Annotated in this window: 12 protein-coding genes; 11 read left to right on the top strand and 1 reads right to left on the bottom strand. The window is 51.1% G+C overall.

The window, feature by feature from the left end; all coding sequences use genetic code 11:
• Position 1 precedes the first annotated feature (1 nt).
• A complete protein-coding gene (locus Q9R46_RS17660; RefSeq protein WP_311281117.1) occupies positions 2-2,212 on the bottom strand; it encodes a methyl-accepting chemotaxis protein in 2,211 nt (736 codons plus the stop codon).
• Positions 2,213-2,720: 508 nt separating this feature from the next.
• Between Q9R46_RS17660 and Q9R46_RS17655 the strand changes: the two genes are divergently transcribed.
• From Q9R46_RS17655 to Q9R46_RS17605, 11 genes are all read left to right on the top strand, one after another.
• Entirely contained in the window at positions 2,721-3,566 is an 846-nt protein-coding gene (locus tag Q9R46_RS17655; RefSeq protein ID WP_311281116.1) for an ABC transporter ATP-binding protein, read from the top strand.
• A complete protein-coding gene (locus Q9R46_RS17650) occupies positions 3,538-4,359 on the top strand; it encodes an ABC transporter permease (protein ID WP_311281115.1) in 822 nt (273 codons plus the stop codon). The genes Q9R46_RS17655 and Q9R46_RS17650 overlap by 29 nt, the downstream gene beginning before the upstream one ends.
• The gene (locus tag Q9R46_RS17645; protein WP_311281114.1) at positions 4,356-5,288 is read left to right on the top strand and encodes an ABC transporter permease; all 933 of its coding nucleotides are present in this window, start codon (positions 4,356-4,358) and stop codon (positions 5,286-5,288) included. Before Q9R46_RS17650 ends, Q9R46_RS17645 begins: the two co-directional genes overlap by 4 nt.
• Before the next feature lie 151 nt (positions 5,289-5,439).
• A complete protein-coding gene (locus Q9R46_RS17640; RefSeq protein ID WP_311281113.1) occupies positions 5,440-6,504 on the top strand; it encodes an ABC transporter substrate-binding protein in 1,065 nt (354 codons plus the stop codon).
• Between the two features lie 71 nt (positions 6,505-6,575).
• Positions 6,576-7,964 carry an aspartate aminotransferase family protein gene (locus Q9R46_RS17635; protein WP_311281112.1) on the top strand — a complete coding sequence of 463 codons (1,389 nt, stop codon included), beginning with the start codon at positions 6,576-6,578 and terminating at the stop codon, positions 7,962-7,964.
• A gap of 24 nt (positions 7,965-7,988) precedes the next feature.
• Positions 7,989-9,263 (top strand): M20 family metallo-hydrolase, encoded by a 1,275-nt coding sequence (locus tag Q9R46_RS17630; RefSeq protein ID WP_311281111.1) that lies wholly within the window; start codon positions 7,989-7,991, stop codon positions 9,261-9,263.
• Positions 9,264-9,267: 4 nt separating this feature from the next.
• A complete protein-coding gene (locus tag Q9R46_RS17625) occupies positions 9,268-10,149 on the top strand; it encodes a nitrilase-related carbon-nitrogen hydrolase (protein ID WP_311281110.1) in 882 nt (293 codons plus the stop codon).
• Positions 10,150-10,256: 107 nt separating this feature from the next.
• Positions 10,257-11,624 carry an NAD(P)-dependent oxidoreductase gene (locus tag Q9R46_RS17620; protein WP_397386389.1) on the top strand — a complete coding sequence of 456 codons (1,368 nt, stop codon included), beginning with the start codon at positions 10,257-10,259 and terminating at the stop codon, positions 11,622-11,624.
• A 329-nt stretch (positions 11,625-11,953) separates the two neighbouring features.
• Positions 11,954-13,249 carry an NAD-dependent dihydropyrimidine dehydrogenase subunit PreA gene (gene preA, locus Q9R46_RS17615; RefSeq protein WP_311281108.1) on the top strand — a complete coding sequence of 432 codons (1,296 nt, stop codon included), beginning with the start codon at positions 11,954-11,956 and terminating at the stop codon, positions 13,247-13,249.
• Positions 13,246-14,691 carry a dihydropyrimidinase gene (gene hydA / locus Q9R46_RS17610; RefSeq protein WP_311281107.1) on the top strand — a complete coding sequence of 482 codons (1,446 nt, stop codon included), beginning with the start codon at positions 13,246-13,248 and terminating at the stop codon, positions 14,689-14,691. Before preA ends, hydA begins: the two co-directional genes overlap by 4 nt.
• Entirely contained in the window at positions 14,691-14,918 is a 228-nt protein-coding gene (locus tag Q9R46_RS17605) for a hypothetical protein (RefSeq protein WP_311281106.1), read from the top strand. The genes hydA and Q9R46_RS17605 overlap by 1 nt, the downstream gene beginning before the upstream one ends.
• Positions 14,919-15,010: the final 92 nt, after the last annotated feature.

The following is a 15,010-nucleotide window of genomic DNA, read 5'->3' as shown; positions in this document are numbered from 1 at the left end:
TTTAGGCAGGCTGATTCAATTGAAATTGGCCAACGACTTGCTGCAGGAAAAGGGTAATGGCCTCCACATCATGAGAGGATTGCTGAACCTTCAACATATCCCGGATCAATGCCAGCATCTCCGCTTCAACCTCGGCAGAGGTCACCCGATTTTGGTGACTGATGGCAGCGATATTTTCCATTAAAAATACGACCTGATCCACGACTTGGGTGCGCTCGGCTTCTTCGGAGCTGGCTTTTTGGAGAAGCTCTGAGGCTGCTTGAACCAGCGTTGTTCCTTCCGCAAGCACCTCATCTCCTTCGGTGATTTGCTTTGAAGCTGCGCTTGCAGCCGTCGAGATCCGATCCAAAATCTGATGAATGTCCTCCGTGGAGGAGCGGGACACATCGGCCAGCTTGCGAATCTCTTCAGCGACAACAGAGAATCCGCGCCCATGCTCCCCGACACGTGCGGCTTCAATCGTTGCATTCAATGCAAGCAGATTGGTCTGTTCGGATATTTCTTCAATGACCGCCAAGGCGCGGTAGATGTCTTTCATTGTGCCAAGGAAGGAGAGAATCGTCTGGTTAGTATCCGACACGGCACTGGAGATTTGAATCATTTTATCACCGATGCGATCTACTTCCTGTCTGGCTACACCGATCTGTTCATTGGCTGATGACTCCAACTGTTTTAGAGTTAATCGCATATGATCGGCGGCCAGTTTGGCTTGATCCAGGTCTTGTAATTGCGTACGGGTAGCCTGAATCATTGAACCAAGCTTGAGGTTGACGCGGTCAGTAGTCACTTGGGTAGTCTCTGTAGATGCACGCATCAGATGCTGATTATCCATCACGTCCACCGTGGCCCGCTGGACTTTGAGCATGATGCTCTCCAGAGAATCGATCATGTTATTGATCCATTTGGCCAGTTCGCCCGATTCGTCTTGGGCAAAAGCATTCATGTCCAGACGCTGGGTAAGATCACCTTTCCCCTCTGCATTCACGCGAATGAATTGACTGAGACTGCGCAAGTCCGAGTGGACGCGGTTGTATTGTTTGCGATGAAGCTGGAATGCACCGAAGAATCCAAAGATGACATGAAAGCCAGCGATTGCAGTAGCGTCCCATCCGCTCCCTGTCAGCGCAAAAATCAAGGCGGCAGCAAGAACGGCCGAGAGCATAATATAGAAGCTATGCTGTTTGAATTGTCGCCATCCGATACTGCGTATTCGGTACACTTCTTCCAGATCACCTTCGCACATCATGCCCCAGCGATCCGGGCAGTGAGGAAGTTGAAAGGTGATACCTTTACCGATGACTGGAATATGGCGGTAATCCGAGTAACCGGGATAGGCCACAAACAGATTGGAGGCGTTCTGAATCGTTTTCGATACGCCCGGATGTAATTGGCCGGTAGAGGGGTCGGTGAACATCAGCTCAAGCTCTGTATGCTGCTGCACAGACACGATGCCCCAATCGGTGGTCACGCCGTCTTTCAGGTTTTCTCCATGCGTAAACGTTCGATCCTCGAAGCGGCTTCGAGACAGGGCAGTACCTGGCTGCAGCTCAGGCCGCAATACAGACTCGGCCATAAACAGATAGTTATCACCTGAGTCCGGGTAGATATGTCCCGATTCACGCTGAATGAGGTCACCAAGCACGTCTCCAGGAATACGGTTGCATAAAGCACCGACATACTTGCCTTGCTGCACGATAGGGGCAATGAACATCAGGGTAATCGCATCATGAAACGTGGACGAGCGTGGTCCGATCTCCATTGTAAGCGGATCAGAATACGGACCGTACAGACACTTCCGGCCTTGTATACCTGCTTGTGCATAGCTCAATCCGGGACCAAAGGATCTATGCTCGTGCGGGGTATAATGTTGACCTATATGTTTCTTATATGTAGAAAATACAACCTCATTTTGCTCGTTGAGCATGAACCATTCCGTGCTATCCTGAGTTCGTGCGTAGGTCGCCTTAAACCAGGTATCGATCTTATCTGCCTGTGGTGATCCGGGCTTCACACTTTGGAGGTCAACCGATTCGATCTGATGAAGCAATCGATCCAGATGGCTCCACTGATCACTCGCCCAATCCATCAGCAACTGTCTTCTAGTCTCCGCGATCCCTTCAAAAATGTGCTCCACATCTTCCTTACGGTGTGCGTTCAAGCGATAAGACCACCATAGCGGTAATCCTTTTTTCCATCCCAGCCAATCAAACATGATGACCACCCCAAATTTTGGATTTAAAAAGATTTGAACATCAAACATGTCGTTTTCCATGACTTTGTGGTAATTCAATTCAAGCTATAAGTGATACAACTGTACCCGACGATGGCTCCATTGCATTCTCTATCTATATCCATCGTTATACATGAAATCTCATAGGATTACGAGGGGATATGTCATATTTTCCGAATATTTCATCAATTAATACAAATGAATATACGCTGTTTGCAGAAGAGGGAGTAGAGAGAAAGGTTTAGTTTATGGAAGATATACGTCACTTCATGTCACAATAAATGGTCAGGTTATGTGCTGAGAATCAATCTCATTTTACAGTTTGTCACATGTTCAAGCCCATACTCCAAACAGTTTGTATAATGTAATTTTCACGTAAAGCGATATAGTAGTATCTAACAAGTCAACCCGTTACGTTTGTGTAGGTTAACCTTCCACCGATCAACCGATGTCGTCTCCAACCATCCCATCCTTCAAAAGGAGAATGCCTATGACCTCTCCCTCTGTTGTATCCCTTCATCAATCCATGAAAAGTGCCGCTGAACAGCTTCTTATTGATGTGGATCATGTTTCTGTCATTTTTGGCAGTGGTCCTCAGCAAGTAACGGCCCTATCCGATGTGACGTTTCATATTGCCCCCAATGAATTTGTCTCCCTGCTCGGTCCTTCCGGCTGTGGCAAATCAACGTTACTCCGCATTGTCGCTGATCTTCTCCATCCAACAACAGGTCATGTTCGTATTGCAGGGCAGGAACCGAAGCAGGCAAGACTGCAACGGCAATTTGGCATCGTTTTTCAGACTCCGGCCCTGTTCGATTGGCGTACGGTTCGCCACAATGTGGAGCTGCCGCTGGAGTTGCTGGGTACCAAACGAAAAGAGTGTCGCCGCATTAGCAGTGAACTGCTGGAGATGGTTGGACTGACGCGATTTGCAGATCATTATCCCTGGCAACTGAGTGGAGGGATGCAGCAACGTGTGTCCATTGCACGCGCACTGGCGCTTGATCCGCCCCTTCTATTAATGGATGAGCCATTCTCCGCGCTGGATGAATTCACCAAAGAAAAATTGCAGATGGAACTGCTTGAGATTAAACGTTCTACCGGAAAAACCTTCCTCTTTGTTACCCATAGCATCCCCGAAGCGGTCTTTTTATCGGACCGTATCATCGTACTCTCTGCCCATCCGGGGCAAGTGCATTCGATCCATTCCGTGAACCTTCCAGCCGAGCGAGAGAGCCAGTTGAGGGAAACCGAACCTTTCTATCAGATGATAACGACGATTCGAAACTGTTTTCATGAGGAGCGTGATGCAATCCGTGTTCCTTCGTTTGCTTAAACCGGGTTACCGAGCCTGGGTGATGATCTGGATCATATCGATTTTTGTCCTTTGGGAAGGGCTGGCTTGGATGCTACATCTGTTTATGTCTCCGCAACAGGCCACTTCTCGTTTGCCATATCTTCACGTTGTCATGGAGTCGTTCTTCCGTTACTGGAGCACGCTGGCGGAGCAAGGTTCAGTTACTTTTGGCAATGCTGCTATCGGTTTTACCGGCGGAACATTGCTGGGGGCATTACTGGCACTGCTCATGAGCGCCGCAGTCTGGATTGAACGCACGTTGTCTCCTTACGTGGTGTCTTCACAGATGGTTCCGGTCATCGGGCTTGCTCCGATCGTATATGGCATTATTCATAACGCCGAGTGGGCGCGAATTGTCATGGCGGCATATGTTACCTTTTTCCCTGTCATCATCCATACCTTAAAAGGGTTGAAAAGTGCTTCTCCTCAGCATCTGGAACTCATGCGCGCCTACGGCACTTCGTGGAGAGCACGTTACGTAAAGTGTTTACTGCCTTCGGCGCTTCCAGGTCTATTCTCTGGCATGAAAATTGCGGCTCCACTCGCAGTGACCTCCTCGATTGTCGTGGAGCTGATGGGAGCGCCAGATGGACTTGGCGTACTGATGGTCAGCTCGCTGTATTATGGTTCAGCACAAGCGGGCATGTTCTGGGCAACCATCATGCTTAGCATGGGCATCGGCCTCATCTCCTATCTGTTCATCAGCTTGGTTGAACGTTGGCTTACCCCATGGCAACCCGAATTCAGACCCAAAGGAGGGGAGCAGTCATGAGCGAAGGCAGTATACTCCAGCCAAAAAGTGACGAAGGAACAATAAGCGGAGCTGCGGGGCAACCTCTTCCTGGCAAAAGGGAATGGAGACAACAAGCAGAACATTCGTCTTCATCTACTGACCGTTCCCGTACAGGTACTCAGCTTGTTGGCAAGATGATGGGCATGCTGCTTCGCAGCCTATTGCCCTGGCTCGCAGGAGCACTCTTTCTAACGTTGTGGCAGATGCGTTTCTTTCACGTCCTGCTGTCACTCGAAGTTTATCAGTTGCCCGTACCCTCTGCCATTGGTGCATCCATCCGGGACAATGCCGAGATGCTTTTCCGCTATGCCATATACAGTGGTACCGAGATGCTTGGCGGTTTTCTAATCGGTTCTCTGCTAGGGGCGATGGCTGCGATGGGCGCATCCTTCTTTCCGAATAGTGGCAGGGCTGCTGTCACGGTTCTGTCTGCTCTGAATGCTGTTCCGATTGTGGCTCTGGCTCCCATCATGAACAACTGGTTTGGAGACGGGATCTGGTCCCGGATCGCCGTTGTATCGGTCATTACGATGGCCGCGATGGCTGTCAGCCTGTTCAAAGGACTGACCTCCATTCAGCCGCAGTATGAAGAACTGCTGGGCAGCCTGGCGGCGAGCAGGAAACAGTTTTTTTGGAAGCTGCGGATGCCCCATGCCATGCCTTCTCTCTTTGCAGGTCTGAAAATCAACATGTCGACCAGTATTATCGGCGCCATTGTTGGGGAGTTTTTTATCGCATCCCAGGGGCTGGGCTACTTGCTTTCTGATCAGATTCGGCTCGCCAACATGCCGCTGGCCTGGTCCTGTATCGTCATCGCAGCCATTCTTGGCATCGTGCTCTATGAGACGGTTGTTCTGGCTGAAAAGCGGCTGCTTCACGGGAGTCGTGCGCATACGTCAGCACAGTAGGCAGGCATTGTACAGAAAAAGAGAGCACATAAGTAAGGATTCGATTATCCCTCCATACAATTCTGAATGCTTTGTATTCTAGCTGAAGATTCGTTTTCCGTTTCGCGTACCGTTAACAAAATCGATATATAAACAGGGGGTTGTTCTGTACATGTACAAAACGTTGAAGCCGGGTTTGGGGATGTTGGTTTTGTGTGTGGTGCTGGTGCTGGCAGCATGTTCTGCAAAAAGCGAACCGACGGCGCAGCCAGCCGCTGCAAGCTCGGGTGGTTCAGGAACGGCGGAGCAACCATTAACTAAAGTGAAGATTCAGCTTAAATGGGTACCGCAAGCACAGTTTGCCGGAATATATGCCGCGAAGGAACAAGGTTTTTTTGCAGACGAAGGCATTGATGCGGAGATTATTCCAGGAGGTCCGGATATCGTCATTGAGCAGCAGGTCGTTAATGGGGCAGCCGATGTAGGCATTACGGGAGTGGACAGCTTGCTGGTCAGCCGGGATAACGGTCTCCCTCTCGTTTCACTTGCCCAGATTTCACAGAAGAGCAGCTACCGCTTGATTGCGAAGAAGTCCGCGGGTATTACCGATCCGGCACAGATGAAAGGCAAAAAGGTGAGTACCTGGTTTGGAAGTCAGCAATTTCAGGTGCTTGCTTTTATGGAAAAGAACGGACTTGATCCGAAAAAAGATATCGAACTGGTGAAGCAGGGCTTTACGATGGATCAGTTTTTCAATGATCAGGTGGATGTGGCGACAGCCACGATTTATAACGAATATCACGTTGTACTGGAGAGCGGCACAAAAGAATCCGATCTGGACGTGTTCAACATTGAGGATGCAGGAGTCGGCATGCTGGAGGATACGCTGATTGCCAAGAAGGACTGGGTGGATAATAACCACGAATTGGCGGTAAAAGTAACCCGAGCCATCCTGAAAGGCTGGAACTATGCAATCGATCATCAGGATGAGACGGTAGATATCGTGATGAATAATGTGACGGAGGGTAGTACGACTCGTGAACATCAAGTAACGATGCTCGAAGAGATTGCCAAGTTGATTCGTCCGGAAGGGTTTACCGAGAAACAGGTGGGAAGTTTTGTCGATGAGTCGTTTACCCGTACGGCAGATATTGCATTGAAATATGGACTGATCAAGAAAGCAGCCCATCTGGATGAAGCACTGGAGAAGAGCATATATGAAGAGGCTGTGAAATAAGAAATAACCCGGCTGGGCGTGACGTTGGAACGTTGCTGTACGCATCACATAAGGAGAGGGGGGCACGATGGATGAGTTCTGTGGATCAGCAAGCACAGCGTCTGGGCGGTACGAAGGAAGAGTGGCTGGAGAAGGATCGTAAATACGTCTGGCACCACATCTCACCGCATAACGATCATCCGTTGATTGCCGTTAGCGGTGAGGGGAGCTGGATTACGGATCAGGAGGGTAAACGTTACCTCGATGCCATGTCGGGTTTATGGTGCGTCAATGTAGGGCACGGACGTGAGGAGATTGCCAAACGTGCCTACGATCAGATGAAAACTCTCGCCTATATCCCGATGACGCAGAGCCATGAACCGGCGATTTTACTGGCGGAGAAGCTGAATGAATGGCTGGAGGGAGAGTATCGGATCTTTTTCTCCAACTCCGGTTCGGATGCCAATGAGGTGGCTTTCAAAATAGCCCGTCAGTTCCACCATCAGAACGGTGAGCCTACGCGTCACAAATTCATATCGCGTCACCGTGCGTATCACGGTAACTCAATGGGGGCACTGGGCGCCACGGGGCAGGCTGCACGCAAGATCAAGTACGAGCCGCTGGGTGTAGGCTTCTCCCATGTTCCTCCGCCGTACTGTTACCGCTGTCCGTTTGGAAAAAGCAAAGATAGCTGCGGGCTTGAATGTGCCGCCATTTATGAGGAAGTCATTCAATGGGAAGGCGCGGAGACGGTGGCTGGCGTAATTATGGAGCCGGTGATTACCGGCGGCGGCATGATTGTTCCTCCGCCAGAGTATATGCGCAAGGTACAGGACATCTGCCAGCGGTATGGCGTGCTGTTCATCGTAGACGAGGTGATCTGCGGTTTCGGCCGCTCCGGGCAGAAGTTCGGTCATCAGAACTATGGTGTGCAGCCGGACATCGTCACAATGGCTAAAGGCATGACGAGTGCCTACGCACCCTTATCCGCCACGGCGATAAAAGCCGACTTGTATGACTCTTTTCGTGAACCCGGAACGGATAACCATTTTCGCCATGTGAATACGTTTGGCGGGAATCCGGTATCCTGCCAAGTCGCGCTGGCGAATCTGGAGATTTTGGAAAGGGAACAACTGGTCAGCCGGGCTGCGGAACTGGGACAGAAGCTCGGCGAGAAATTATCACCACTACTTGAACTTGCTTCCGTAGGGGATATCCGTCTATTCGGTTTCGCCTGCGGCATCGAGATGATTGAGCCTGACGGCTCACCGGCGACAACAGAGAACGTCATGAAGGTGCTGGCTCATTGTAAACGGGAAGGCATTCTGATCGGCAAAAATGGAGACACCGTTCCGGGTTTTGCGAACATTTTGACCCTATCGCCGCCCTTTGTCACCACAGAGGAAGAACTGGACCTTATCGTAAGTCATTTGTTTACTGCACTTCGCAGTCTGGATGAGGGTAGGCATGAGTTGATTTAATGTGTGACAAGGAGGAGAGGAAGGATGCATACCATAACCGGGTTATCCATTAATCAGCTTCGGCTGAATGAGCATATTGAACAGTTAGCTGAGATCGGCAAGATCGGAGATACAGGGGTATGTAGGCTTGCCCTTACTCCAGAGGACATGGAGGGCATCAACCAAGTCAGGTTCTGGATGGAGGAGGCAGGCCTTGTGACTCGAATGGATGCTTTCGGGAATCTGATCGGCCGTCTGGAAGGAACAGATGCAACCAGACCGATCCTGATGGTCGGTTCGCATATCGACTCCCAGCCGTATGGAGGACGTTATGACGGTGCGATCGGTGTACTCGGTGCGCTGGAGGCCGTACGGTGCCTGATTGAACAAGGCGTACAGCCACGCATGCCGATTGAGGTGATTGCTTTTTGCGATGAAGAGGGATCACGGTTTAACAAAGGTTTATTTGGTTCACGAGGTATCACAAACCAGTTGGAGGAAGGAGAGCTGGAACGTCAGGATAAAAACGGCGTGACTCGCCGGGAGGCATTGGCATCCTTCGGATGTTTACCATCCGAATTCGCGGCGGCGGTATATCCTCCCGGTTCCATTGGCAGTTATCTGGAGCTACATATTGAGCAGGGGCCCGTACTTGAGGCTATGGACGCCCAGATCGGTCTGGTAACAGGTATCTCGGGTCCGCTCTGGCTCACGGTGAGCATGAAAGGGATGGCCGGGCATGCAGGCTCTGTGCCGATGGGGATGCGTCATGATGCACTTGTGGGCAGTGCCAAAGTGATTGCGGCCTTTGATGATATGGTCCGTGATGAACCGGGAGCGCCCACTGTCGGTACGGTAGGAAGTCTGAGGGTATTTCCGGATTCAAGGAATATTATTCCGGAAGAAGTGAGTTTCACCGTGGATTTGCGTGATATGGAGATGGAGCGGCGTAATCGGCTGGAGGCCCGTTTGATGACATTGCTGGATGAAGTTGGATCCCGATACGGTCTGACCTATACCGTCACGGAGGATACCAACAGTGAACCGCGTTATTGTGCCGAGTCCATCATGACTGTCATTCGCTCTTCCGCGGAAGAGTTGGGGGTGGTGATGCCCGAATTGATGAGTGGCCCGTTCCATGATGCGCTCGCATTATCTTATGTGTGCGATTATGGCATGATCTTTGTCCGCAGCAAGGACGGTATCAGTCATCATCCCAGTGAATATTCCTCCCCGGAGGATATCGCGTTAGGTACGGAGGTGCTCTATCGCACCATTCGCAAGATGTGCACCGGTAATCCAACAAAGGAGGCGGGATAACGTTATGGCGAAAATCAGCATCGGTTTGATCCAGGCTTCCCATGAAATTGAAGGATCGGCTCCTGTTGAAGTGCATAAGGAGGCAGCCATTCAGAAGCATATTACACTTGTACGCGAGGCGGCAGCACGAGGGGCCAAGATCATTGGATTGCAAGAGGTGTTTTACGGGCCTTACTTTTGTACGGAACAAACGCCCAAATGGTATGCCTCCGCAGAGCAGGTACCCGAAGGGCCGACGACCCGGCGTTTTCAGGAGCTGGCGAAGGAGCTTGCCGTTGTCCTGATTTTACCCGTGTATGAAGTCGAGGGCATAGCTTCTTATTACAATACGGCGGCAGTAATTGATGCGGATGGAACGTATCTCGGCAAATACCGCAAACATCATATTCCGCATGTCGAGGCGGGAGAGGGCACAAACGGCTTTTGGGAAAAGTATTATTTCAAACCCGGCAACCTCGGTTATCCGGTATTCGATACGGCTTACGCCAAAGTTGGCGTGTATATCTGTTATGATCGTCATTTTCCTGAAGGGGCACGTCTGCTTGGGCTGGCAGGGGCAGAAATTGTTTTTAATCCGTCCGCCACGGTGGCGGGCACCTCGGAGTATCTATGGAAGCTGGAACAGCCTGCCCATGCGGTAGCCAACGGTTATTATGTAGCGGCAATCAACCGTGTGGGCGTGGAGGCGCCATGGAACATGGGCGAATTTTATGGACAATCGTATCTCGTTGATCCGCTTGGGCGCATGGTAGCCGTGGGAAGCCGGGATCAGGATGAAGTAGTCGTTGGCGAGATGGATACGGAGTTGATCCGTGAGGTACGTAATGTGTGGCAGTTTTACCGCGATCGCAGACCGGAGACGTATGAACATCTGGTGAGCCTGTAGTTCGAATTTAGGGCGTGTGCTGCATGAGGCATAGGCTTGGCATGTGTCTGGCATATCAATGGATGGGTTGGCAATAGTCGTTAATCTTCGGGAGGTGCGTACTTATGATGAACCGTTCTGAAACCGTGTGGTCCGATTACGGATGGGAGACTCGTTTTAGCGAGATGAAACCAGCCATGACCAATAAGGAAGCGATGGAGGAATCCAACCGCTGTCTGTATTGTTACGATGCCCCTTGTATTAAGGCGTGCCCGACCGACATCAATATTCCTTCTTTTATCAAAAAAATAGCAACAGGCCATCTCAAAGGGGCGGCCCGCACGATCTTGGATGCGAACCCGGTTGGCGCCAGCTGCGCACGCGTTTGTCCTACGGAAGAGTTATGTGAGGGGGCGTGTGTGCTGAACGACTCGTCCAAGCCGATTCGTATTGGCGACCTTCAGCGCTATGCCACTGACTGGGCAAGGGAGAGGAACGAACCGCTGTTTCATGCAGCACCTGCAAATGGAAGAAGTGTGGCTATTGTCGGAGCCGGGCCGGCGGGGCTATCAGCCGCACGCGAATTGGGCCGTGCAGGATATGACGTGACCATCTATGAAGCCAAAGCCAAGGGCGGCGGACTGAATACCTATGGCATCGTATCATTTCGTTTGCCGGAGTCGATCCCGTTATGGGAGGTCGAGCAGGTAGAATCGCTAGGAGTAAAGATTCGTTACGGTGTACGGGTTGGCGTAGACGTAGCGGCACCCGAGTTGCTGGAGCAGCATGAGGCTGTCATCCTGGCATGTGGTATGGGAGCAGTCCCGATGCTAGGCATTGAAGGGGAAACGCTGGAAGGCGTTTATGACGCGATTGAACTTGTGGAATCGACCAAACAGGGTGTACCGCCAGCGCTACATGGTCTGAATGTAGCCGTAATTGGCGCAGGTAATACGGCAGTAGATGCAGCGACTTGTTCGGTGCGCCTGGGTGCGGAGCAAGTACAGATGTTGTATCGGCGCGGAGAGCAGCAGATGACGGCCTATGCCTTTGAGTACACGTTTGCCAAGCAAGAGGGCGTGGGATTTCGTTGGTTTACGATGCCAAAGCGTATTCTTGGAGACGAGAATGGCAGGGTTCGAGCGGTAGAATGTGTGAAAATGGAGCTCGTAACCCCGCCCGGCGGCGGACGTGCGATGCCTGTGGAGGTAGAGAATTCATCCTTTATTATCGAATGTGACACGGTGATTCGGGCGATTGGACAGAATCGTTTGCTACCACTTATTGAGGCGTTTGAACTGAAGCATCATGGAGGTGTGGTAGAAGTCGAGGCGCATACGTACCGTACCTCTCATCCTCAGGTGTATGCGGCAGGAGACGTGATTTTTGGTCAGGGTAAAGGAGAGGCCATGGTTGTTTCAGCGGCACAACAGGGTAAATTGGTCGCTGCCACGATCATGAAGATGTTGCCTGGTCGCTCGGAAGAGAGCGCGTAAGGAAGTGTGTACGTTTTCTCAGAAACTCATCTCCACGAGACTTCATACTGGTTCCTAATCGGCTAACGATCACCAGACACCTTATTTCGGCAAAAACAAGGCATATGAAATTCTAACGATCACCACAAACCTTATTTCACCCAAAACCTGCGGATTCAGGCCGAAAATGGGCAAAAACAGCAAAATAACGTTCCTACGGATCGTTAGAATTTCCAAAGGTTGAATTTCAGCTAAATAAGCGCTGTGGAGATCGTTAGAGGTCTATCCTTGTTTACGTTCATCTTAGCAAGCGTAAATTCATCTCAAAATCACATCAAGGAGGGTTCGATATGGCTGACTTATCGATTAATCTGGCGGGCATCCGGTCACCTAATCCGTTCTGGCTCGCCTCGGCGCCGCCAACAAATACAGGATACCAGGTACAGCGTGCGTTTGAAGCGGGTTGGGGTGGAGCGGTGTGGAAGACACTCGGCGAGCCGATTATTAACACTTCCTCCCGTTTTGCGGCAGTACATTTTGGCGGTCAGCGTGTGGCGGGTTTTAACAATATTGAGCTGATTTCCGATCGTCCACTTGAGGTCAATCTGCGCGAGATTGCCGAGACGAAGAAACGTTTCCCTGACCGCGCCGTCGTAGCATCTCTAATGGTGGAACCGAAGCGGGAGAAGTGGCATGAAATTGTTAAAAAGGTCGAGGCCGTTGGCGTCGATGGTCTGGAGCTGAACTTTGGATGTCCCCACGGTATGGCGGAACGAGGCATGGGCGCTGCTTCGGGCCAACAGCCTGATCTTGTCGAGCTGCAGACGATGTGGGTGAAAGAGGTGGCTACCACACCGGTTATCGTAAAGCTGACACCCAATATTACAGATATAACCGCGACAGCCCGGGCGGCTGTAAGGGGCGGTGCGGATGCAATTTCCCTGATTAATACAATCAATTCTCTCGCTGGCGTTGATCTGGACTCCTGGAACACCGTGCCGCATGTAGGCGGCAAGGGAGCGCACGGTGGATACTGTGGCCCGGCTGTAAAACCCATCGCGCTTAACATGGTAGCAGAGTGTGCACGACATCCCGAAGTTGGTGTGCCGATTTCGGGCATCGGCGGCATTTCCGACTGGCGTGATACGGCAGAATTTTTGCTAATGGGTGCGACGGGAGTACAGATATGTACGGCGGCGATGCACCATGGATTCCGCATCGTGGAAGACATGATCGAAGGGCTTAGTGATTATTTGGATGAAAAAGGACTTCAGAGTGTAGCTGAACTGGTCGGTCAAACCGTGCCGAGATACTCGGACTGGGGTAATCTGGATCTCAACTACAAAGTGGTTGCCCGCATTAATCGGGATGTATGTATCAATTGCAACAAGTGCCATATTGCCTGTGAAGACACGTCACATCAATGTATTGACATGTTAACCGATCCGTCCGGTGCTTATCTTGAAGTGGTAGAGGAGGATTGTGTCGGATGTAATCTGTGTTCCATCGTCTGCCCGGTGGACGGTGCGATCGAGATGATCGAGCTTGCACCAGAGCAAGAGCCTGTTACCTGGAATGAACGTCAGTCGGCGATTTCCCTGTTGCAATCCATTCATAATCCATCAGCCAAGGAGGCGATCTCATGAGTACGCGTACACTGATTCGCGGTGGTATTTTGGTGACGGCATCGGATACCTTTGAGGCCGATCTATTGATCATATCGGGAAAAATTGCACAGATCGGTATCGGGTTAAGCCCCGATGATCAGACAGAAGTGCTTGATGCAGCAGGCTGTTATGTCATACCTGGCGGAATCGATCCTCATACCCATCTCGATATGCCGTTTGGCGGCACGGTCACAGCGGATGATTTTGCTACGGGCACAACGGCTGCGGCTTTTGGCGGCACCACAACCATCATTGACTTTTGTCTGACTCAGAAAGGCCGTCCATTATCCGAATCCCTGCAAGAATGGCATCGTAAAGCCGAGGGAAAAGCAGTCATTGACTACGGATTTCACCTGATGATTGGCGAGATGAACGAGCAGGTTCTGGAAGAACTGCCGCAGATGATCGAAGAGGAGGGCGTATCGTCCTTCAAGGTGTTCATGGCATACAAAAACCAGTTTCAGGCCGATGATGGGATCCTTTTTCAGACGTTGCAAAAAGCCAAAGATTACGGTGCGCTTGTGATGGTGCATGCCGAGAATGGAGATGTCATTGACCTGCTTGTGAAGCAGGCGCTCGCTGATGGTCGCACAGCACCGATTCATCATGCGCTGACCCGTCCCTCCATGCTGGAGGGAGAAGCAACCGGACGTGCGGCCCGTTTGGCCGCTCTGGCGGATTCGCAGCTGTATGTGGTGCATGTTACTTGTGCCGAAGCGGTGGAACAGATCGCGCGTATGCGTGAGATGGGGTACCGAATCTGGGGAGAGACATGTCCGCAATATCTGACACTGGATCAGTCCATAATGGATCAGCCGGACTTTGAGGGAGCCAAATATGTCTGGTCGCCTCCACTTAGGGAGAAGGGGCATCAGGAAGCACTATGGAATGCGCTGCAAAGCGGACAACTACAGACCATTGGCTCGGATCATTGCTCGTTTAATTTTAAAGGGCAGAAGGATCTCGGCAAGGATGATTTCAGCAAAATTCCAAACGGAGGGCCCGTCATCGAGGATCGGCTGAGCATTCTATATTCGGAAGGCGTAGCCAAAGGCCGGATATCGCTTAATCAATGGGTTGACTTGTGCTCGACCAGGGCAAGCAAATTATTCGGATTATTTCCACAGAAGGGAACCCTTGCGGTGGGGACGGATGCGGATATTGTTATTTTTGATCCTTCCGTAACTAGGGTGATTTCGGCGGAAACACATCATATGAACGTAGATTACAGCGCGTTCGAAGGCATGCAGGTGCGGGGGTGTCCAGTGACCGTCTTCTGTCGCGGAGAATATGTGATACGGGATCGGCAGTATGTGGGCAATGCAGGGGCAGGAAAATATGTAAAGCGTAATAAGTATGATGCAGGAGCACCGATTCCATCGAGGCAACCGGTGACCGCGGTTCATGGGGGGCGGAACTGATGTCGGAGCACGAGGCATTTGAAGTGGAGAAGCAGGCTATTGAGCGATTGGCTGCACAGGGGTATCGAATCTGTTCCGTTCGGGAGCATCTGGAGGGGGCTCATGTGATATGGGCACATCCTGATCTTCCGGGAGAAGATGTGGAGCAGTATGTGGGGACAGCCTCGGGCCGGAAGTGGTTCAGCCACATACTCATACGTCAACTGCAGGAACAACGGAGTGCATAATGAAATGTAGGTTACGATGAGGCAACTTTTGAAGATCATCTATAAAAATAGTCTATGCTACAGGCAAACTCTACTTAAATTTTATATTAACG

The organism is Paenibacillus sp. RRE4 (assembly GCF_031844205.1).
GTDB classification, from domain to species: Bacteria; Bacillota; Bacilli; order Paenibacillales; family Paenibacillaceae; genus Paenibacillus; species Paenibacillus xylanexedens_B.
Note: the sequence above shows the minus strand (reverse complement) of the source record. Positions and strands in the feature narration are given on the sequence as shown.

Excerpts from the sequence above, each read along its gene's own strand:
- Q9R46_RS17660 (WP_311281117.1), bottom strand. The coding sequence starts at position 2,212 with ATGTTTGATTGGCTGGGATGGAAAAAAGGATTACCGCTATGGTGGTCT.
- Q9R46_RS17655 (WP_311281116.1), top strand. The coding sequence starts at position 2,721 with ATGACCTCTCCCTCTGTTGTATCCCTTCATCAATCCATGAAAAGTGCC.
- Q9R46_RS17650 (WP_311281115.1), top strand. The coding sequence starts at position 3,538 with ATGCAATCCGTGTTCCTTCGTTTGCTTAAACCGGGTTACCGAGCCTGG.
- Q9R46_RS17645 (WP_311281114.1), top strand. The coding sequence starts at position 4,356 with ATGAGCGAAGGCAGTATACTCCAGCCAAAAAGTGACGAAGGAACAATA.
- Q9R46_RS17640 (WP_311281113.1), top strand. The coding sequence starts at position 5,440 with ATGTACAAAACGTTGAAGCCGGGTTTGGGGATGTTGGTTTTGTGTGTG.
- Q9R46_RS17635 (WP_311281112.1), top strand. The coding sequence starts at position 6,576 with ATGAGTTCTGTGGATCAGCAAGCACAGCGTCTGGGCGGTACGAAGGAA.
- Q9R46_RS17630 (WP_311281111.1), top strand. The coding sequence starts at position 7,989 with ATGCATACCATAACCGGGTTATCCATTAATCAGCTTCGGCTGAATGAG.
- Q9R46_RS17625 (WP_311281110.1), top strand. The coding sequence starts at position 9,268 with ATGGCGAAAATCAGCATCGGTTTGATCCAGGCTTCCCATGAAATTGAA.
- Q9R46_RS17620 (WP_397386389.1), top strand. The coding sequence starts at position 10,257 with ATGAACCGTTCTGAAACCGTGTGGTCCGATTACGGATGGGAGACTCGT.
- preA (WP_311281108.1), top strand. The coding sequence starts at position 11,954 with ATGGCTGACTTATCGATTAATCTGGCGGGCATCCGGTCACCTAATCCG.
- hydA (WP_311281107.1), top strand. The coding sequence starts at position 13,246 with ATGAGTACGCGTACACTGATTCGCGGTGGTATTTTGGTGACGGCATCG.
- Q9R46_RS17605 (WP_311281106.1), top strand. The coding sequence starts at position 14,691 with ATGTCGGAGCACGAGGCATTTGAAGTGGAGAAGCAGGCTATTGAGCGA.